This is a genomic window from Brevibacterium sp. HMSC063G07 (assembly GCF_001810665.1).
GTDB lineage: Bacteria > Actinomycetota > Actinomycetes > Actinomycetales > Brevibacteriaceae > Brevibacterium.
In genome coordinates this window covers 184,915-203,601 of the sequence record NZ_KV802360.1, presented here as the reverse complement: position 1 = coordinate 203,601, position 18,687 = coordinate 184,915, and the positions used below count along the sequence as shown (strand labels likewise).

Here is an 18,687-nt window from a genome sequence, read left to right as displayed (position 1 = left end):
CCGATGTCCCGGCCCGCCGCGCTGTGTGTCAGCCCTGCTGGGTGTTGTTCTCTTCTGCCGAAGCGCCGGTCGGCTGGTCGGCTTCTTCTGCGTCCTGAACGTCTTCGAGCTGTCCCTGCGGCTTGGACGCCGGAAGGGATTCGCGCATGCGCTGCAGTTCCATTTCGACGTCGTTGTCGGAGCTCATGGCCGCCAGCTGACGGTCGATGTCGTCACCGCCGGTGCCGCTGAAGTCTTCCAGCGCGCCGGTTTCGAGCAGTTCGTTCATCGCCCCGGCACGCGCCTGAAGTTCGTTGGTCTTGTCTTCTGCGCGCTGGATGGCCAGGCCGACATCACCGAATTCGTCGGAAATCCCGCTGAAGGCTTCGCTGACCTTGGTCTGGGCTTCGGCGGCGTTGTAGTTGGCTTTGAGGGTTTCCTTGCGGGTGCGGAACGATTCGACCTTAGTCTGCAGACGCTGGGAGGCCTGCGTGAGCTTCTGCTCTTCCGCCTGCAGATTCTGGTGCTGCGCCTGGAGGTCTTCGATCTGCTGCGCCAGCCCGGACTTGCGCGTCAGGGCTTCGCGGGCGAGGTCTTCACGGCCCATTTCAAGTGCCTTCTGGGCCTGGCCCTGCAGTTTGGCTGACTGTGATTCAAGCTGGCTGATCTGCAGTTCCAGGCGTTTGCGGCTGGTGGCGACATCGGCAACACCGCGGCGGACCTTCTGCAGCAGGTCGAGCTGCTTCTGGTACGAGTAGTCGAGGGTTTCATTGGGGTTCTCAGCGCGGTCGAGGGCCTTGTTGGCCTTGGCGCCGAAGATCATCTTGATCCGCTGGATAATGCTCATGGGCGCAGATTACTCCTTGCAGTGACTGCCTGGCATGTCTTCTGCCCAAGCCTAACGGTCCCGGCTGAGAAAACCCGAGTTCTGCTCAGCCGGGACCGTGATTTTGTGCATTCAGCGAAACCTGTGTCCGGTCGATAGGCCTCCGGAAGGTCAGGCGCGGAAGAGTTTGGTGTTGGCGCTCTCGACCTCCGCATACTGCTGGCCTGCAAGAGCCAGCGCTTTCTGAATTTCCGTGAGCGATTCGTGGACTTTGGTCTGCACCTGCTGCCAGTCGGCCACCACGGTTTGGAAGCCGGCGGATGCTGTGCCGGTCCAACATTCCTGGAGCGCGCGCAGCTGGTGCATCAGCCGATCGACTTCGCTGTGCAGATTGGCTGCGCTGTGCGAAGCGCTGGAAGCGGCTTGGGTGATGCGTTCGGCGTCAATGTTGATAGTGGACATGAGGCTCCTTCTTTGTCGATGAGCACCGGGTGGTGTCATCACGAGAATGCGCCGGGCACCCAAGGCAGGAAAAGGCAAGAAGAAAGGCTGTGGAAACAGTCCCGTGTCTCCACAGCCTTTCGCGCGCAAGTGGCCCGTGCCGCAAGCGGTCGGCTCAGCGGGCCTTGAGTGAAACGGTGACTTCTTTTGTCTTGCCGTCGCGGATGATCGTCAAGGGCAGTTCCTGCCCGTCTTTCTGCGCTCGGACAAGAGCCTGCAGTGATATGGCGGAGTTGACGGTGGTGCCGCCGGCTTTGACGATGGCGTCGTCCTTGCGCACACCTGCAGCGGCTGCGGGGGAGCCGTCTTCAACCTTTGACACGACGGCTGCGCCCATCGTGATCCCGTCGTTTTCCACAGATCCCGACGTGATGTTCACGCCGAGGTAGGCGTGTTTGGCCTTCCCTGAGCTGATGAGCTGATCGGCGATGTACACCGCCTGTGTGGCGGGGATTGCGAAGCCGATGCCGATCGACCCGGCCTGCTCTCCTTCGGAAGTGGGCATGGTGGCAATTGACGAGTTCACGCCGACGAACTTGCCTGCCGCATTGATGAGCGGCCCGCCGGAGTTTCCGGGGTTGATGGCTGCATCGACCTGAATGGCGTTGGTGATCGTCGAAATGTCCGCTTCGCCGCCGGAACCCTTTTGCTGGGTGGCGACCGGACGGTTGAGCGCGGACACGATCCCTGTGGTGACGGTGTCAGCAAGACCGAGTGGATTGCCCAGCGCCATTACGGGCTCACCGACTGTGAGGCCGCTGCTGTCGCCGATCGGCAGAGGGGACAGCCCCTCGGGCTTGGTGGACAGCTTCAGCACCGCGATGTCGGTGATGGGGTCGCGTCCGACGATTTTCGCGGCAACGGAGGACCCGTTGCTGAACACCACGCTGATCTGCGACTGTGCGGAATCGCCGGGGGCAACCACGTGGTTGTTGGTCACAATGTGGTCGTCCTTGTACACGAAGCCCGAACCGAGGGCTTCGCCTTCGGCACCGCGGGCTTGGATCGAGACGACTGACTTCGACGCGTCAGCAGCGACCGCCGTCCAGTCGGGGCTGTCGACGGTTTTGACTTCCTGGTCACTGGTTGACGTCTCGATTTCCGAATGTCCATCGCGGCTGCCGCCGATTCCGCCTGTTGCCGCGGTGACACCCACTGCCGTGCCGCCGCCGATGAGTGCCGCGATGACGCCGGTGGCGATGAGCGCTCCCCAGCCGGGCCCGCGTCGAGGAGGCTGAGCCGGACGCGGCGGGACGGGAGGCGGCCCCTGTGGGCCGAAAGGCGGACGGCCGCCCGGTTGAGGGGTGGGCTGCAAAGGTCGATTGCCCTGCTGCTGTCCCGCATGCGGAGGATGCTGAGTGGCCTGCGGAGGGACTTGACTGCCCACTTGCTGCCGGGCGTGAGGAGCCTGGCTGCTTGGGTGGTGGGCGCGAGGGTTCGGCCCGGGGGCGTGCGGCAGAGCCGGGTTGCCCGGCTGCTGGCCCTGCTGCGGGTGCCCGGCGGGCCCAGGCGGTTGATTTCCAAAGCCTCCGGCCTGCCCTCCGGGCTGTCGTCCGGCGGGGGCTGCAGCCCCCGCCGGACGTTGTTGCCCTGCTGGTTGATCTGGCCCCGCTGCCCCTGTCGGGTGTTCTTGCCCTGCCGGACGCCCTGGCCCTGCCGGCTGATTCGGCTTGGACGGCTGTTCTGGCTTTTCCTGTTGGGCCTGCCCCGCTGGCTTGCCTGGGTTCGCCCGGCCCTGCTGGCCGACTCGCGGTGGCTGTTGAGAGCTGCTGTTCTGCGGGCGCTCGCCTGTGCCGTGCGTGCCGTCGTTGGGCTTATCGGGGTGGCGCGGATCGGTCATGAGCGGTCCTTTCTGGTGGTTTCAGGCAGCACGCCCTCCGGCGGAATGGGCAGGTCGACGCGGAACGTTGCTCCGCCGCCGGGAGTTTCGTGGACGGAGATTTCGCCCTTATGGGAGTCGATTATCGCCTTGACGATTGACAGCCCCAAGCCGGACCCGCCGGTGGAGCGGTCGCGGGATGAGTCCAGACGGTAGAACCTTTCGAACACTCGGGGAGCTATCTCAGGATCAATTCCCTCGCCGTGGTCGCGCACTTCAATGCGCACGCGTCCCGCGGGGAATCCTTCGAGAATGTCGGGAACGATGATGCCCCCGGTGCCCGGCGGTGCCAGCGGCTGTTCGCCGGCAGCCGTCTGCGCCTCGGCAGTCGCACTTGCGCTGTTGTCTGCAGCAGTGCTCGTCTTCTGGCCTGCCGAGCTGGCCTGGGCCTTTTCCGGAGCTTTTGCCGTGTTTGTCGCACCGTTTTTCGCTGTGGCCTTGTCCTGAGCCTTGCTTTGGCCCTTGCCCTGGGTTTTGGCGTCGGTGCGGCTGCTGTCGCGTTTGAATATGCGGACCGGCCCGGTGACGAAATCAAGTGCACCGCGGGACTGCTTGGCTGTTTCGTCAGTATTGTCGGCAGCGTCGCTGCTTTCGGGAACATCTACGACTCCGACGGCGAAGTCGATTGCGACATCGTCCGCCGTGTGCCGCAGGGCATTGCCCGCCAGGTTGCTGACGACTTGTCGGAGTTTGGAATCAGCGCCTTCGATGAGCGGAAGTTCGGGTGCGTCTTCGCCGTCGAGGCCTATGAACGAGATTTCGCGCTGGGGTGCCTGGGCGGCAGTGTCGGCTGCGGTGTCGCGGACGGCGGCGGCCATGTCTACGGGACCGATTTCAGCGCGGCGCTCGCTGTCGAGCCGGGCAAGCACCACGAGGTCTTCGACGAGATCGCCCATGCGGATGGACTCAGCTTCGATCCGGCCCATGATCTGGCCGACGTCTTCGGGCTTCTGCACAGCACCCTGCCGGTAGAGCTCCGCGTAGCCGCGGATGGTGACAAGCGGTGTGCGCAGTTCGTGGGACGCGTCCGAAACGAATTGTCGGATGCGCTTTTCGGAGGCTTTGCGCCCGTCAAAGGAGTCCTCAATGTGCCCGAGCATGGTGTTCAGGGCACTGGACAGGCGCCCGAGCTCTGTGGAGCTGGGGTATTCAGTCACGCGCTGCGAGAGGTCGCCGGCGGCAATGCGGGAGGCCGTTTTTTCGATGTCGCGCAGAGGCCGGAAGGTGTTTGTGATGGCGAAATAGCCGACGCCGCCGACGATCGCCAGCGCCAGTACACCGATGCCGATCATCGTATTGCGGGCGTACTCGCTGATGTCGTCGATGTCCTTGTCAAACGGAAGGGCGATCGCCACGAGCATGTCGGAGTTCTTCAGCGGCAGGGTGCGCACCCGCCACTGCGACGTGCTGCCGGGAACGGTGAATGGCTGGCTGCGGTTCTCTGCAACCGTCTGCGTGTTGACTTCCGGCAGGTAGGGAACGTTGGTCTCCGAGGGGGCGACCGGGTCATATGCTTTGCGGCCGTCTGCCGTGTAGAACTGCACGTAGTAGGTTCCCGGCAGCATTGAGCTGATGATCTGGTCTTGCGAGGTGTTCTGCAGCGGGGTGCGCGTCATGACTTCGTCGGCAGCTTTGATGGCCAGTGCCTGCGATGTGGTGACCAGGCGCTGGTCTGTGCGCTCGATGAGCGATGCGCGAAGGTTCTCAAGGACCCATGCGCTCGTGCCGGTGAGTACGAGCAGCATGAGGGTCATCATGATCGCCAGCAGCTTGCCGGTGAGCGACCAGTCTTGCCACAGGACGTGTGATGAGCGGCGCTGAGCGGGGGTGGTCAAAGTCAGTGTGCTTTCCAATGCAAAGGGGCGAGCCTGTCGGTCCCGCCCCTTGTCGATGCATGTTTACTTGGAGTCTGTCGTGCGCAGCATGTATCCCACGCCCCGTTTGGTCTGGATCATGGGAGTCCATTCGAGGTCGATGGGGTTGCCGGCTTCGTCTGTCTTGGGGGCTACGTCGATCTTGCGGCGCAGATACGAAATATAGGATTCCACGATCCCGGTGTCGCCGCCGAAGTCGTACTCCCACACGTGGTCGAGGATCTGCGATTTCGACAGCACGCGGTTGGCGTTGAGCATGAGGTATCGCAGCAGTTTGAATTCGGTAGGGGACAGGTCGATGAGGATGCCCGCGCGGCGCACTTCGTGGGTGTCGTCGTCGAGTTCGAGTTCGCCGACTTCGATGACGGCGGTCTCTTCTTCTTCTGCGGCGTGGGTACGGCGCAGGACTGCCCGGATGCGAGCGACGACCTCTTCGAGGCTGAACGGCTTGGTCACATAGTCGTCACCGCCGACGGTCAGGCCCGTGATCTTGTCCGAGGTGTCATCGCGGGCGGTGAGGAACACCACCGGAATGTGGAGGCCGGACTGGCGCAGACGGCGGGTGACGGTGAACCCGTCCATGTCGGGGAGCATGACGTCGAGCACCAGGAGGTCCGGCACCTGCTGTTCGGCCAGGCGCAGGGCTTCGGCCCCGTTGGCTGCCGAAATGACTTCGAAGCCGGCAAACCGGAGGCTGGTGGACAGCAGTTCGCGAATATTGGGTTCATCGTCGACAACGAGCAGGGTTGCTTCGACTTCCTGCGTGTCCTGGTCTGGGGTGATGGGAGTCGTCATGCCATCAGTCTGCTCTTCAAGTCTGAATGTTTGCTGGAAGCTGCCTGAATGTCATTGTTGCATGGGTCACATTGAGTGCGTATTCGTTCAGTGCTGTGCATGCAGGGGCCCATCTGTGGACCAGGCTGAGAGCGCGGCACACAGAAAGGGCTCGGAGTCTAAGAGGATTCTCAAACTCCGAGCCCTGGCAGCCTTAGGCGGACCCGCGGAAGCCAGCGGAAATGGGCGGGCCGAACCGGTGCGGGTCGGCGTGGTTCCAGTCTTCGGCCCAGCTGCGGCGCGGTGTGCCCAGAAGTTCGCCTTCTTCCAGCCAGTCATAGGCCTCGGCGTAGGACTCGGTGCGCGACTGCGAAACGCGGCGGAACACGTGCGAGGGGCGAAGCTGATCGGGACTGTCCAAGCCGATCGTGGCTATCATCTGCGCTGTTTCTGCAACGGTCGACTTGTGATAGTGGTACACCTGCTCGGCCTTGTCATCGACATCGAGCCCGCGGTACAGGCGCGGGTTCTGAGTGGCCACGCCGGTGGGGCACTTGTTGGTGTGGCAGCGCTGGGCCTGAATGCAGCCGGTGGCCATCATCATGGCGCGCGCAGCCAGGCAGTAGTCAGCGCCCTGGGCAATGCGGCGGATGATGTCGGTGCCGGCGACGATCTTGCCAGCTGCGCCGATCTTGATGTGTTTGCGAAGCCCCGCGCCCACGAGCGCGTTGTGCATGAGGATGAGGCCCTCGGTCAGCGGCGTGCCCACGTGGTCTTCGTATTCCAGCGGGGCGGCGCCTGTTCCGCCCTCGGAGCCGTCAATCACGATGAAGTCCGGCAGGATGCCGGTTTCCAGCATGGCCTTGACGATTGCCAGAACGTCCGTGCGCAGGCCCACGCACAGTTTGAAGCCGATCGGCTTGCCGCCGGACAGTTCGCGCAGCTGACCGACGAACTGCATGAGTTCGGTCGGAGTTGTGAACGCCGTGTGCGATGGCGGGGAGATGCAGTCTTTGCCGGGCACTACACCGCGGGCCTCAACGATTTCAGGCGTGATCTTCTCAGCCGGCAGAACACCGCCGAGGCCGGGTTTAGCGCCCTGTGACAGTTTGATGAGCACGCCCTTGATGTGGGGGTGGACGACCCTCTGGGCGAACATTTCGGGGTTGAAGTTGCCTTCGGGAGTGCGGCAGCCGAAGTAGCCGGATCCGAACTCCCACACGATGTCCGCACCGGATTCCAGGTGGTAGCGAGTCACGCCGCCCTCACCGCTTTCCTGGAAGAATCCGCCCTTGTGGGCCCCGCGGTTCATGGCGCGCACCGCGTTGACGGACAGAGCACCGTAGGACATGGAGGCGATGTTCAGCAGCGAAACGTCGAAGGGCTGGGAACACTGTGGTCCGCCGATGACCACCCGGTGTTCGCCTTGGGGGCGCTTGCCGGGGACAACGGAGTGCAGCAGGTATTCGTAGCCGGAGTCGCGGACTTCCAGTTCCGTTCCGAAGGACTTTTCAGCGTGGATGCCGCGTGCGCGTTCGTAGATGAGGGCGCGGGCGTCGGCGTCGTAGGGCCGACCGTCCCAGTTCCTTTCCACAAAGTACTGCTGGATCATGGGGCGGATCTCTTCCATGAGGTACCGCATGTGGCCCAGCAGGGGGTAGATGCGCAGCACGGCTAGTCGGGGTTGGACGACGTCGTAGATCGCCAGCGCCAGCAGAGCCCCGAAGATGACGACGGCTACGAGCCACCAGAGAGTGTGAAGAATTGCCAGTGCGATGCTGCCGAGGAACAGCAGCGCGACAGCTGTGATCGTGAGAATGGCAAACATGGATACAACGTTACCGCCCGACGGTGACTTTCACCCCGTCGAGTCCGAGCCGATTTCGGCAGCACCTCAGCGGGGCTTCTCAGGCGTGATGTCGGGGAAGTGCGGCCTCCACCCGTCTTGACTTCAACTCGGGCCAGCCCCCAGGATGATTCGGTGAATCGGAACTTCATTCTCGGCCTGCTCATCACGCTGGTGTCGTGCTTTCTGTTCGCCATCTGCGCACCCTTGGGCAAGCTCATGTATGCGGGTGACTGGACTCCGGGGCCGGTGACGTTTGTGCGCCTGGCCGGAAGCTGCCTCCTGCTGGCGATTCCGATGTTCATTCAGATGCGCGGCCGCTGGCGCGAAGTGTGGCAGGCCCGCTGGTACGTGCTGACCTACGGTGTCGTCTGCATGGCCGGTGTGCAGCTGCTGTTCTTTTTGGCGATTGAGCGCATGAGCCCGCCTATTGCGCTGCTTCTGGAGATGACCGCCCCGCTCATGATTGTGCTGTGGGTGTGGGCGAGCACCCGCTTCCGCCCGTCCACTCTGACGTTCATCGGCATTGTCGCCGCGGCGGTGGGCCTGCTCATCATCCTGGATCCGCGCGGTTCTTCCGTTGATCTGCTGGGTGTGTTCTTCGCTCTGTCCGCTGCGGTGTGCCTGGCCGCGTTCTTCGTCATGTCCGCCAAGGCCGATCTCAGCTTTCCGTCGGTGACTCTCATCTGCATCACAATGGGCATCGGCGCTGTTGTAGTCGCTCTCATCACAGCGGTGGGCCTCATCCCGGCAGGTATGACCACGCAGGATCTCGACGCCAACGGCACCGTCCTTCCCTGGTGGGCGGTTGCGCTGGCTCTGCTGCTGTGCACAGGTGGGGCCTACACCACGGCGGTTGTGGGCGTGCGCTACATCGGTTCGACCATTTCAAGCTTCATGAACCTGATTGAGGTTCCGATGTCGGTGGTCATGGCCTGGATTCTGCTGGGCGACCTTCCCGTTGCCGTTCAGGCCATCGGCGGTGTTTTTGTGCTCATCGGCGTGGTCTTCGTCAAGCTCGGCGAGAAGCGACAGGAGCGCCGCCGAGTGATTGCCCGGACGAACGTTCACCCGGAAACCGCGGAAATTCACTTGGTCGTCGAAGAAGAGGCCCCGGAGAGCTGACGGCTCTGCTCTGGTCAGGTGGACAGCGCGGTGGCTTCAGGCATTGCTGATGGTGTAGCTGTAGCCCTGTTCTGTGAGGAACCTCCGGCGGTGGCCGGCGAACTGCTCGTCGACCGTTTCGGCTGCCACGACGGTGTAGAACGATGCCGCTTGGCGGCTTTCCTTGGGCCGCAGGATCCGCCCGAGCCGCTGTGCTTCTTCCTGGCGTGAGCCGAAGGACCCTGACACCTGGATGGCGACGGAGGCCTCTGGCAGGTCGACGGAGAAGTTGGCGACCTTTGACACCACGAGCACCGAGATTTCGCCCGTGCGGAACGCTTCGTAGAGTCTTTCGCGTTCTGCTTCGCCGGTTTTGCCCGTCAGCACGGGCGCGTTCAGCTCTTCGCCGAGTTCTTCCAGCTGATCGAGGTACTGGCCGATGACGAGCACCTGCTGATCACGGTGATTCTCCACCAAGCGGCGAACCACGGGAAGTTTGACATCGCTGGTGGCGGCCAGCCGGTAGCGGTCTTCGCCTTCGGCACTGGCATAGGCCACTCGGGTTGAACGGTCCAGGCGGACCCGCACTTCTTCGCAGTGGGCGGTGGCGATGTAGCCGGCGGCTTCGATTTCCTTCCACGGAACTTCGAACTGCTTGGGGCCGATGAGGCTGAATACCTCGTCTTCACGGCCGTCCTCGCGCACGAGCGTCGCAGTCAGTCCCAGGCGGCGGCGCGCCTGCAGGCCCGCGGTCAGGCGGAAGACGGGTGCCGGCAGCAGGTGGACTTCGTCGTAGATGACCAGGCCCCAGTCACGGGCGTCGAGCAGCTCCAGGTGCAGGTAGGAGCCTTTGCGGCGGGTGGTGAGCACCTGGTAGGTGGCGATGGTGACAGGCCGGATCTCTTTGACCGCCCCGGAGTATTCGCCGATTTCGTCTTCTGTCAGGTTGGTGCGCCGCAGCAGTTCGGCCTTCCACTGCTTGGCGGACACCGAATTGGTCACCAGGATGAGAGTGGTGGTGCGCACCTGCGCCATCGTCGCTGCGCCCACGATTGTTTTGCCCGCACCGCAGGGCAGGACGACAACACCGGATTCACCGCGCATAAACGTCTGCACAGCGTCTTCTTGATAGGGCCGCAGGCGCCACTCTTCGCCACCAGAAGGGCCACCGGCGGCACCTGCGCTCTCATGAGCCTCACCGGAGCCTCCCGACCCCTCACGGGAGTCGGGGGAACCAGCGGCCCCTGACGGCGCCTCGTGGTAGTTCAGTTCGATGGTGTGTGCCTCACCGTCGACGTAGCCGGCGTGGTCGGCCACCGGGTGGCCCAGTTTGAGCAGGCGGAACTTCAGTTCGCCGCGTTCGGAGGGGTACACCTCGATGGTGCCGGGGTCGATCCGGGTGCCGAAGATGCCCTGGAGCTCGGGCTGTTCGGCCAGGTTGTCCAACAGTGCGGTGTCTGAGGATTCGAGCACCAGACCGTGCACCGGCGAACTGGTCAGCACCAGCACCCCGAAGCGGTCCATGAGATCGACGATCTCCAGCAGCAGTTCGTGAGGGACGGGGTATTTGGCGTATTCGAGCAGGGTGTCGATGACGGATTCGGCATCATGGCCGGAAGCGCGGGCATTCCACAGTCCCAGCGGCGTGATGGTGTACGTGTGAATGTATTCGGGCGTGCGCGCCAGCTGGGCGAACGGGGCGATTGCCGCTGCGGCTTCGGCGGCGTCGGGATGGCCTGATTCCAGCAGGATTGTGCTGTCGGACTGGACGACGAGGGGGCCTGTCACTGTGTGCCTTCCTCGGCGGGGGAGACGCTGATGATCCGCGACAGTGAGGCTGCGATTTCGCTGCCGTTGCGGATTCCGCGCACTCGCCCGCCGGTGATTGCCGTTGGGGTCAGAGTGATGGTGGTGCTGCTGCCGTCGGCGCGGGCGAGTGTGACGGTGACGCTCTGCTGCCGGTCGATGGCGCTGCGCAGAATGCCCGAGGTGGATGCCGGGTCGCCCTCGGTCGCTTCTGCTGTGCTGCGAACTCCGGCAATGTAGCGGTCGAGGTCGGCATCTGCAATGCGGGCGGTGCGCCGGGTGACGGCTGGCGCGGTTTGTCTGGGGGCGCGCCGCGGCTGTGCTGAGGGGGCTTCGGTCAGGGTCGATGTGCCCGCGCCTTCCAGCAGGACGCGCAGGCGGTCGGAGCTGATGCCGGACAGCGCGACGGTGGGCGCCACACGGGTCAGCTGGGCCGGGGTGAGCAGCGGGTCGGCCAGCATGGCGTCGAGTTCGTCGGGGTCGTCGACGATGACGGCGCCGCGAGCGCCTGCCACCTGCACGCGGTTGAGCCGGGAGGCGACCCCGTCGATGAGGAATTCCAGCGGCTGCGGCACTCCGGTCGAGGAGCATGCGCGCAGAGTGTCGACGATGTCTGTGCGGTTCAGCCCCGCGTGCAGGGCCCGCTCGATGCTCTTTTCGGTGAATCGGTATACGGTTCCCTGGCCGCGGGTTTCTATGTCTGCAATCGAATCGAGTTTCTGTGCCAGGTCCGGGTGGACGGGGCCGGTGGCCACGGCGGTGAGGTCGGACTGGATGACGACGCTTACGGCGTAGTCCGGCAGGAGCTGCCCAACTGTTTCGGGGAAGTCGGCTGGCACAGTGGCTGCTGATCCCGCGTAGTCCAGCGGCTGGGCTGCCGCGGGCAGGGACGCATCCAGGTGTTCGGCCAGTGCGCGGCCCAAAGGGGTCAGCCCGTAGGAATCGGGGGCGCTCAGGGGTGTGGCGACAAGTCCGAGGAACTCCGCTTCGGTCAGCATTTGGGCGAGGGTGTCGCGGTTGAACGCGGGTGCCAGGGGATAGCGCCACCGGAGTGCCGCCGTGAGGTCGGCAAGCCGGATGCTCAGAGCGGTCGAGGTGCCGGAGTCTGCCGAGGTCCCGGCAGCGGTGCCCCAGTCGTGCTGGGGCAGCAGTGATTCCAGCGAGTGCAGGGCCCGCAGCAGGCGGAAGCGGGTTGAGCGGACTGGCGGCAGGGCCGAGGGGTGGCCGCCGTAGGGGTTGGCGGTGGTGGGTTTGACAACGGAGTTAAGCGGGTGCACGCGGTCACCGCGAGGGGTGTGACCGGCGGCGATGTGGGTGATGTCTTCGCCCATGCGCAGCCAGGCGCGCACGAGTGCTGCGTGCAGGCTGCCGCGGTCGGTGCGCTTGAGGACGTCGTATTCGGCGGTGGGCAGCCACACGGGGTCGATGTTGGAGCTGTCGACGCCGACGAGGTTGAGAGAACCACACAGTTCGAGCACGAAGATCGTCTGCGCGTATTCGAGGTCAAGGGCCGATGACAGCCGCTGCACATCGCGTTTGCCGACACCGCCGGACATCAGCTGGCTGGGCGGGTCCGCTTCGATTGCGCGCACAGCAGCCGCGATTGTGCCGCCTGCAGCCCCGGCAGCAGCCGCCTGGGCGTTGCGGGCAACAGACTCGGGAATAGGGGTGAGGACGGGTTCATTCGGCTGGGTGTACTCCGTCCACTCCGGCGGGTGGGCGGATTCTGCCGCGGAAGTGGGAAGCAGGGCAATTGCCTCGGACTGGAAGCCGAAGGACTCGGCATCGCCCGGGTCGCTCTGTTCAGCCTCCCCTGTGCTTCCAGCACGTGCTGGCCACAGCAGGCCCAGAAGAACCAGACGGCTGAGAACATCCGAACCGGCGTTGAGTTCCCCACGGGGAACAACGGGATCAACACGCGCCGCCTTCGCTGCGCGCAGAGCCGCCTGCAGCTCATCGGCGTTGAGCGCTTCCAGGGCAACGGCCATCCCTTTGCGAGTGGCGGCCGAACCGGCCAGGCGGCTGAGCGCTGCCGTATCGGATCGAACCAGATCGCGCCGAGTGCGGACAAAATCCGCAAACCAGTCGGCAGGAGCACTGCCCAGCCAACCGGTGAAAGTCTGAAAGCCCTTCATCCCTCCGAGTCTAGACGGCACCCGAAAAACAGGCGGCTAGAATGGGTGGTTCACCCGTCGGCAGAGACACAACACCGAAAGGCCCACAGTGACACCCAGCACGAACGAGCAGCGCACATCGTGGACGCTGATCGCCGCGCTTGTGCTCATGCTCCTGGGCGCCATCGCACTGGTCGTGGTGATTGTCCAAGGCCTCACCGTGGGGCATCCCTCGAAAGTGCTGACCTGGGTGGGAATGATTGCCCCGAGCGCATCGTTCATCCTGTTCCTGGCGTGGCTGACAAGCGCGTTCTTCCGCCGCCGCACCTAGAGCACACACCTAGACCAGGCAGGAACGCCCCGCGGATACAGCGCTCGCTGATCCCAGGCGCACCCCAACATACAAGCGGACCGAACCGGCGCCTCGTAAGCTCCGGCCCGCATACACCCCAACAGACCCGCACGAAAGTGCGCTGAGAAAAGGACTGACAATGCCCACAGGACGCGTGAAGTGGTTTGACCCGGACAAGGGATTCGGCTTCGTCACCGGTGACGACGGTGAAGAGTTCTTTATGCACTCGTCGTCGCTGCCCGACGGCGTGACGGTGCACAAAGGGTCTCGTCTGGACTTCGACATCGTGGACTCCCGCCGAGGCCGTCAGGTGCTGCGGGCCCGCCTGCTGGACGCCCCTCCGCGCGTGCGTCCCAACCCGGACAAGACGGCAGATATGATTGAAGACGTCATCACAATGCTCGATGACACACTGGCTGGACTGCGACAGGGCCGCTACCCGGACGCGGAATTCTCCGCAAAAGTCGCCGAGGTCCTGCGCCACGTTGCCGACGACCTGGAGGGCTGATGACCAGCTGCTACGCCGAATGGAGAGCCGCGCTGGGGGAGATCAACCCGATCTTGGCCCAGGCGGTCGACACCGCGCGCACAGCGATTGCCGACATGACCGACGAATCGTCCATCGGCGAGCACCTGGGCGTGGTGGCCGAAGGCGCCTACGCGGCTTCCCACATCTTTCAGTGCCGCACCCCGGGCTACCCGGGCTGGTATTGGACGGCGATCCTCGCACTGGCACCGGGCTCGGAGCGCGTCACGGTGTCCGAAACCGCTCTGCTGCCCGGCGAAGACGCACTGGTCGCACCCGACTGGGTGCCGTGGAGAGACAGGCTGCGCCCCTCCGACATCGGCGCTCGCGACGTTCTGCCGAAAGACGAAGACGATCCGAACCTCGAACTGGGTTTGGAGCAGGTCAAGGTCGAAGTCGAGGACGACATCGACCAGATCCCCAATTTTGAGTTCGGCCTGGGACGCAAGCGCGTGCTGTCGCGCGATGGGATCGCAGCGGCGGCTGCCCGCTGGGCGGAATCCGATTCCGGCCCGGACTCCGAATACGCTTCCGAAGCGTCTGCCAAATGCCGCACCTGCGGTTTCCTCATGCCCATCGCTGGCTCTGTGCGCACCCAGTTCGGCCTGTGCGCCAACGCCGCATCACCGTTTGACGGGCGCGTGGTTTCCCTGAACAACGGCTGCGGAGCGCACTCAGAAACCGATGTCCGCAAACACGATGACACTGCCGAACCCGTTATCGACGACCGCGCCGAAGACTTCGAAATGGTCGGCGGCGAGGTTGCTGATAAGGGCGGCGACACCTCGGCTGCCGATGCCGAACACGAAGGCCATAATGCTGAGCACTGACGCTCAGGTCTGGGCCACTGTCATCGCCTATGTCGGCCTGGTGATCGGGTGCGCGGGCATTATCGTGCCGGTGATTCCGGGTTCGATTCTGAATCTGTTTGTGCTGATCGGCTGGGGTGTTGCGGTGAACTCCACTATGGGCTGGTCGGGTGCTGCAGGCGGGATCCTTCTGACGATCATCGGCATAGCGGCCTCGTGGGTGTTGACGGGCAATCGGCTGAAAAAGCTCGAGGTGCCCAACCGTGTGATCGCGATAGCCGCGCTCAGCGCTGTTGTCGGCATGTTCGCGCTGCCGGGGCCGGGGCTGCTCATCGGCTTTGTCGTCGGCCTGTTCATTGCCGAATGGGTGCGGCACTCAACGGCGCGTGAAGCTCTCGCAACCACGAAGGGCACCCTCGTTGCCGTCGGCATTGGCCTGGGCATTGAACTCCTGTGCGCCGGTGCGGCTTTCATCGCGCTGACAATGGGTGTTTTCCTGCACTTCACCACTGTGTGAGCCGCGGTCGGGTGTGGCGTGTGGCCCAGCCGGTGGAGCGTTCGCAACCTTGCCGGCACCTCGCTGGGGTGAGTGGCCCGTCCTTACCCCGCCGGCACCTCGTCCCCTTAGCCCTCCCGGCCGCCAAAAGTTACTCTGCCGTCTAGTTGTACGGACCGGAGACGTTGATCGATGGGACCGGCATCAGCCGACCATGTGCAGGGCGATTGATTCCTTGACCTGTTCGATGAACGCCCGAGACGCGGGGCTCGGATTGAAAGAGCCCCACGCGACGTACTCGGCCCGGCAGGGTCCATCGGCCACGGGAACTGCTCGCAGCGCTGGGTTAGCCGGCACACATTCGACGGGCAGCAGGCAGACGCCCAACCCACGTTCGACGAGGGCGAGCATGAACTCGGTCGACATCGCCTCGAAGCCCACGCGGCGCTGAAGGCCTGCGGCAGCGAATGCCCGATCGCCTTGGAGTCTGCCTGGTGACCCGGCCGGGAAGTCGATGAACGTCTCGTCGACCAAGTCAGCCAGGGCCAGGGTGCCCGTGTGCGCTAGCCGGTGTTGTGACGCCATGACGGCGACGAGACGCCCTCGGGCGATCTCGTGCGCGGCGAGTCCGGACGCTGGGGCGACGTCGGCGTCCATGCCGAGAAAGGCCACGTCGAGTCTCCCGTTGCCGAGGTCGCGCATGAACTCATTGCTTCCCCCGCCCCGCACGGTGAGGTCCACGTGGGGATGGCTGGCGTGGAAGGCCGCGATGATGTCGGGCACGCTGACGGCTGTGACCGTCGGGATGACACCTACCGATAGGCTTCCGCGGACCTGGCCCACGGCCTCGGCAGCGACCGCCACGGCACGGTCGGCGGCTGCGAGGCTGGCGCGTGCTTCCGTGAGGAAGGCTTCGCCGGCGGCGGTCAGCTCCACCCGACGGGATGAGCGCACGAACAGTGCCGTGCCGAGTTCCTGTTCGAGGGCCTTGATCTGGTGGCTCAGTGCTGATTGCACGACGAAGCAGCGTTCTGCTGCTCGCGTGAAGTTGCGCTCCTCGGCGATCGCCACGACGTACCTGAGCTGTTGGAGTTCCACTAAACCATGATTGTAGGTCATTGTTTGAGTGAGAACAATGTGTTGGACTCACCGCTGGTGGGCGACTGACAATGGATCTATGAACACTTCTTCCCATGGGGCCCGCAGTTCGTTGCTGTGGACCTGTCTGACGGCGCTGGCCCCCGCTACGTGGGGGACAACGTACATCGTGACCACCCACCTCCTCCCAGCCGGACACCCCTTGTTCGCCGCGTTCATGAGGACGCTGCCGGCAGGGATCATCGCGGTGGGCCTGTCGAGGCAGCTGCCGCGCGGCTCGTGGTGGTGGAAGAGCTTCGTGTTGGGCGGTCTGAACATGGCCGCGTTCTTCCCCCTGCTGTTCTTGTCGGCGCAGCGTCTTCCGGGCGGGGTCGCGGCCACGCTGGGTGCGGTGCAGCCCATCATCGTTGCCCTGCTGGCCGTGGCTGTCCTCCACGAGCAACTCTCCGGCTGGCGCCTGGGATGGGGTGTCGTGGGTGTCGTGGGAGTGGCTCTCGTGGTCCTTGGGCCGAGCGCCGCCCTGGACCCGGTGGGTGTGGCTGCAGGACTCGGTGGCACAGGGGCCATGGCCACGGGCGTGGTCCTGACCAAGAAGTGGAAGCTCCCCCAAGGTGTCTCGCCCATCGCATTGGCCGGTTGGCAGCTGACGGCCGCCGGCCTTCTGCTGGCGATCCCGGCGCTGCTGGTGGAGGGGCCACCGGCAGTGATTTCCGGTCGTGGCTGGCTTGGGTACGCCTGGCTCGGCCTGGTCGGGGCACTAATCTCTTACAGCCTCTGGTTCACCGGCATCCGACGCCTGCCCGTCACGTCCACAGCCCTCCTGGGACTTCTCTCGCCGTTGGTCGCCGCCCTGCTCGGCGTCCTGATCGCGCACGAACACCTCGGAGCCGAGCAGTACCTCGGCTTCGCGATCGCCCTGGCCGCCATGGTCTGTGGCCAGCTCCCCGCACCCACCCATCGTCGAAAGGACAATTCATGAACATCACGGTTCTCGGAGCCACCGGCATGGCCGGCGCAGCGATCGCGCAGGAGGCCACACGCCGCGGCCACCACGTCACTGCCGTATCGCGGAACCCACAGGAGACCAACGACCCGCATACCACCGTCACTCGTCTCGATCTGACAGACCTCGAGGCACCCTTGCAGCCCGTCCTGAACGACGCAGACGCCGTCGTGCTCACCGTGCGCATGGCCCCCGGCGACGAAAGCCGTGTGGCTCCGCTGACCAGCCGTGTCCTCGACCACGCCGCCGTCGCGGGGGTCCGGGTCTTGGTCGTGGGAGGAGCAGCGCCCTTGCGCTCACCTCACGATCGAGAGTTGCTCGTCCTGGACGACCCCGCCTTCGTGCCGACCCAGTGGCGTGACGTCGCGTTGGCCAGCCTCGACCAGTTCAACGCGTGTACCGAACATCCGAACCAGAACTGGATCTATCTGAGTCCGTCGGCAGTCTTCGAGCCCGGACAGGGAACCGGCGCCTATCGCCGTAGCGGTGACACGCTCCTCATCAACCACGATGGCACGTCGCGGATCACCCCTGCGGACCTGGCCCTAGCGGTGCTCGACGAGCTCGAGCAGCCCAGCGCCGTACATCACTTCACCGCCATCGAGCTGGCAAAGGGTCTGGCCTAGGGCCAGCGGTCCACAGAGGAACCCACGCTAACAACCGTGAGGGGGTCGAGCTATCGGCCCCCTCCGTCTATTCCAAGGGGACGCTCTTGCTCCACGCCAACGCAGCACTGACCCCGCGCCACCGCTTGATCGTCGGCCAGCTCGTGGTCGACCAGGGCTGGCCGATCAGCGAGGTCGCCGCCCGGTTCCAGGTTTCCTGGCCCACTGTGAAGCGCTGGGCCGACCGCTATCGCGCCGGCCAGTCGATGCAGGACCGCTCGTCACGGCCGCATCACTCGCCGAACAAGACCAACGCGAAGACGACGAAGCGCTGCATCCAGCTCCGTCTCCGTCTTCGAGAAGGACCCGTGCAGCTCGCTTGCCGGCTGGGGATCGCTCCGTCGACGGTTCACCGGATCCTCGTCGACGCGCACCTGAACCGGCTTTCGCATGTCGACCGGACAACCGGGGAGCCGGTCCGCCGCTACGAGCACGGCCACCCCGGGGCGATGCTGCACGTCGACGTGAAGAAGCTCGGCAACATCCCCGACGGCGGCGGCTGGCGCTACGTCGGCCGCCAGCAGGGCGAGAAGAACCGCGCCGCCACCCCGGGCAAGCCCAAGAACAAGTACAGCGACCCGTTGATGGGCAAGGCCTACGTCCACACCGTCATCGACGACCATTCCCGCGTCGCCTACGCCGAGATCCACGACGACGAAACCGCCCTCACCGCCACCGCGGTCCTCGTTCGGGCCGTCGAGTGGTTCAACGCACGCGGGGTGACCGTTGAGCGGGTCCTGTCCGACAACGGCGGCGCGTACCGCTCACACCTGTGGCGAGACACCTGCCACGAGCTCGGCATCCGGCACAAGCGCACCAGGCCCTATCGGCCGCAGACCAACGGGAAGATCGAACGCTTCCACCGCACCCTGGCCGACGGCTGGGCCTACGCCCGCTGCTACACCAGCGAGACCGAACGCCGCGGAGAACTCGACGGCTGGCTGCACTACTACAACCACCACCGGCCCCACACCGCTTGCGGGAACCAGCCGCCCTTCTCACGCTTGACCAACGTACCCGGTCAGTACATCTAGT

Annotated in this window: 17 protein-coding genes; 8 read left to right on the top strand and 9 right to left on the bottom strand. The window is 64.7% G+C overall.

The window, feature by feature from the left end:
• Positions 1-28 precede the first annotated feature (28 nt).
• From HMPREF2757_RS07375 to HMPREF2757_RS07350, 6 genes are all read right to left on the bottom strand, one after another.
• Positions 29-826, bottom strand: a complete 798-nt coding sequence (locus HMPREF2757_RS07375; protein ID WP_070574756.1) for a PspA/IM30 family protein — start codon at positions 824-826, stop codon at positions 29-31.
• A 150-nt stretch (positions 827-976) separates the two neighbouring features.
• Complete coding sequence (locus HMPREF2757_RS07370; protein ID WP_070574754.1) at positions 977-1,267, bottom strand: WXG100 family type VII secretion target; 291 nt, start codon at positions 1,265-1,267, stop codon at positions 977-979.
• Positions 1,268-1,421: 154 nt separating this feature from the next.
• A complete protein-coding gene (locus HMPREF2757_RS11475; protein WP_070777476.1) occupies positions 1,422-2,621 on the bottom strand; it encodes a S1C family serine protease in 1,200 nt (399 codons plus the stop codon).
• A gap of 521 nt (positions 2,622-3,142) precedes the next feature.
• Positions 3,143-5,020: an ATP-binding protein gene (locus HMPREF2757_RS07360; protein WP_070575332.1), complete on the bottom strand. Its 1,878-nt coding sequence runs from the start codon at positions 5,018-5,020 to the stop codon at positions 3,143-3,145.
• Between the two features lie 63 nt (positions 5,021-5,083).
• Positions 5,084-5,854, bottom strand: a complete 771-nt coding sequence (locus HMPREF2757_RS07355; RefSeq protein ID WP_070574750.1) for a response regulator transcription factor — start codon at positions 5,852-5,854, stop codon at positions 5,084-5,086.
• A gap of 193 nt (positions 5,855-6,047) precedes the next feature.
• A complete protein-coding gene (locus HMPREF2757_RS07350) occupies positions 6,048-7,661 on the bottom strand; it encodes an FMN-binding glutamate synthase family protein (protein WP_070574748.1) in 1,614 nt (537 codons plus the stop codon).
• A 153-nt stretch (positions 7,662-7,814) separates the two neighbouring features.
• On the opposite strand from HMPREF2757_RS07350, the gene HMPREF2757_RS07345 reads away from it, so the two are divergent.
• The gene (locus tag HMPREF2757_RS07345) at positions 7,815-8,804 is read left to right on the top strand and encodes an EamA family transporter (protein ID WP_256278290.1); all 990 of its coding nucleotides are present in this window, start codon (positions 7,815-7,817) and stop codon (positions 8,802-8,804) included.
• A gap of 36 nt (positions 8,805-8,840) precedes the next feature.
• Here HMPREF2757_RS07345 and HMPREF2757_RS07340 read toward each other — a convergent pair whose 3' ends face one another.
• Both HMPREF2757_RS07340 and HMPREF2757_RS07335 read right to left on the bottom strand, forming a co-directional pair.
• Complete coding sequence (locus HMPREF2757_RS07340; protein WP_070574747.1) at positions 8,841-10,571, bottom strand: DNA repair helicase XPB; 1,731 nt, start codon at positions 10,569-10,571, stop codon at positions 8,841-8,843.
• Complete coding sequence (locus HMPREF2757_RS07335; RefSeq protein ID WP_070574745.1) at positions 10,568-12,724, bottom strand: helicase-associated domain-containing protein; 2,157 nt, start codon at positions 12,722-12,724, stop codon at positions 10,568-10,570. Before HMPREF2757_RS07335 ends, HMPREF2757_RS07340 begins: the two co-directional genes overlap by 4 nt.
• An 88-nt stretch (positions 12,725-12,812) precedes the next feature.
• On the opposite strand from HMPREF2757_RS07335, the gene HMPREF2757_RS07330 reads away from it, so the two are divergent.
• The 4 genes from HMPREF2757_RS07330 to HMPREF2757_RS07315 all read left to right on the top strand — a co-directional run bounded on the left by HMPREF2757_RS07330 (position 12,813) and on the right by HMPREF2757_RS07315 (position 14,907).
• Positions 12,813-13,034 (top strand): LPXTG cell wall anchor domain-containing protein, encoded by a 222-nt coding sequence (locus HMPREF2757_RS07330; protein WP_070574743.1) that lies wholly within the window; start codon positions 12,813-12,815, stop codon positions 13,032-13,034.
• Between the two features lie 160 nt (positions 13,035-13,194).
• On the top strand, positions 13,195-13,563 hold the full coding sequence (locus HMPREF2757_RS07325) for a cold-shock protein (protein ID WP_070574741.1): 369 nt from the start codon (positions 13,195-13,197) through the stop codon (positions 13,561-13,563).
• The gene (locus tag HMPREF2757_RS07320; RefSeq protein ID WP_070574739.1) at positions 13,563-14,411 is read left to right on the top strand and encodes a DUF3027 domain-containing protein; all 849 of its coding nucleotides are present in this window, start codon (positions 13,563-13,565) and stop codon (positions 14,409-14,411) included. Before HMPREF2757_RS07325 ends, HMPREF2757_RS07320 begins: the two co-directional genes overlap by 1 nt.
• A complete protein-coding gene (locus HMPREF2757_RS07315; RefSeq protein WP_070574737.1) occupies positions 14,398-14,907 on the top strand; it encodes a DUF456 domain-containing protein in 510 nt (169 codons plus the stop codon). The genes HMPREF2757_RS07320 and HMPREF2757_RS07315 overlap by 14 nt, the downstream gene beginning before the upstream one ends.
• A gap of 183 nt (positions 14,908-15,090) precedes the next feature.
• Here the strand turns inward: HMPREF2757_RS07315 and HMPREF2757_RS07310 are convergent, their stop codons facing one another.
• Positions 15,091-15,984: a LysR family transcriptional regulator gene (locus HMPREF2757_RS07310; RefSeq protein WP_218079082.1), complete on the bottom strand. Its 894-nt coding sequence runs from the start codon at positions 15,982-15,984 to the stop codon at positions 15,091-15,093.
• Between the two features lie 79 nt (positions 15,985-16,063).
• Here HMPREF2757_RS07310 and HMPREF2757_RS07305 point away from each other — a divergent pair, with 79 nt between their 5' ends.
• From HMPREF2757_RS07305 to HMPREF2757_RS07295, 3 genes are all read left to right on the top strand, one after another.
• Complete coding sequence (locus HMPREF2757_RS07305) at positions 16,064-16,963, top strand: EamA family transporter (RefSeq protein ID WP_070574733.1); 900 nt, start codon at positions 16,064-16,066, stop codon at positions 16,961-16,963.
• Positions 16,960-17,613: an NAD(P)-dependent oxidoreductase gene (locus HMPREF2757_RS07300; RefSeq protein ID WP_070574732.1), complete on the top strand. Its 654-nt coding sequence runs from the start codon at positions 16,960-16,962 to the stop codon at positions 17,611-17,613. The genes HMPREF2757_RS07305 and HMPREF2757_RS07300 overlap by 4 nt, the downstream gene beginning before the upstream one ends.
• Before the next feature lie 86 nt (positions 17,614-17,699).
• A complete protein-coding gene (locus tag HMPREF2757_RS07295; RefSeq protein WP_070574731.1) occupies positions 17,700-18,686 on the top strand; it encodes an IS481 family transposase in 987 nt (328 codons plus the stop codon).
• Position 18,687: the final 1 nt, after the last annotated feature.

Coding starts and splice junctions, on each gene's coding strand:
- HMPREF2757_RS07375 (WP_070574756.1), bottom strand. CDS start 826: ATGAGCATTATCCAGCGGATCAAGATGATCTTCGGCGCCAAGGCCAAC.
- HMPREF2757_RS07370 (WP_070574754.1), bottom strand. CDS start 1,267: ATGTCCACTATCAACATTGACGCCGAACGCATCACCCAAGCCGCTTCC.
- HMPREF2757_RS07355 (WP_070574750.1), bottom strand. CDS start 5,854: ATGACGACTCCCATCACCCCAGACCAGGACACGCAGGAAGTCGAAGCA.
- HMPREF2757_RS07350 (WP_070574748.1), bottom strand. CDS start 7,661: ATGTTTGCCATTCTCACGATCACAGCTGTCGCGCTGCTGTTCCTCGGC.
- HMPREF2757_RS07335 (WP_070574745.1), bottom strand. CDS start 12,724: ATGAAGGGCTTTCAGACTTTCACCGGTTGGCTGGGCAGTGCTCCTGCC.
- HMPREF2757_RS07325 (WP_070574741.1), top strand. CDS start 13,195: ATGCCCACAGGACGCGTGAAGTGGTTTGACCCGGACAAGGGATTCGGC.
- HMPREF2757_RS07320 (WP_070574739.1), top strand. CDS start 13,563: ATGACCAGCTGCTACGCCGAATGGAGAGCCGCGCTGGGGGAGATCAAC.
- HMPREF2757_RS07315 (WP_070574737.1), top strand. CDS start 14,398: ATGCTGAGCACTGACGCTCAGGTCTGGGCCACTGTCATCGCCTATGTC.
- HMPREF2757_RS07305 (WP_070574733.1), top strand. CDS start 16,064: ATGAACACTTCTTCCCATGGGGCCCGCAGTTCGTTGCTGTGGACCTGT.
- HMPREF2757_RS07300 (WP_070574732.1), top strand. CDS start 16,960: ATGAACATCACGGTTCTCGGAGCCACCGGCATGGCCGGCGCAGCGATC.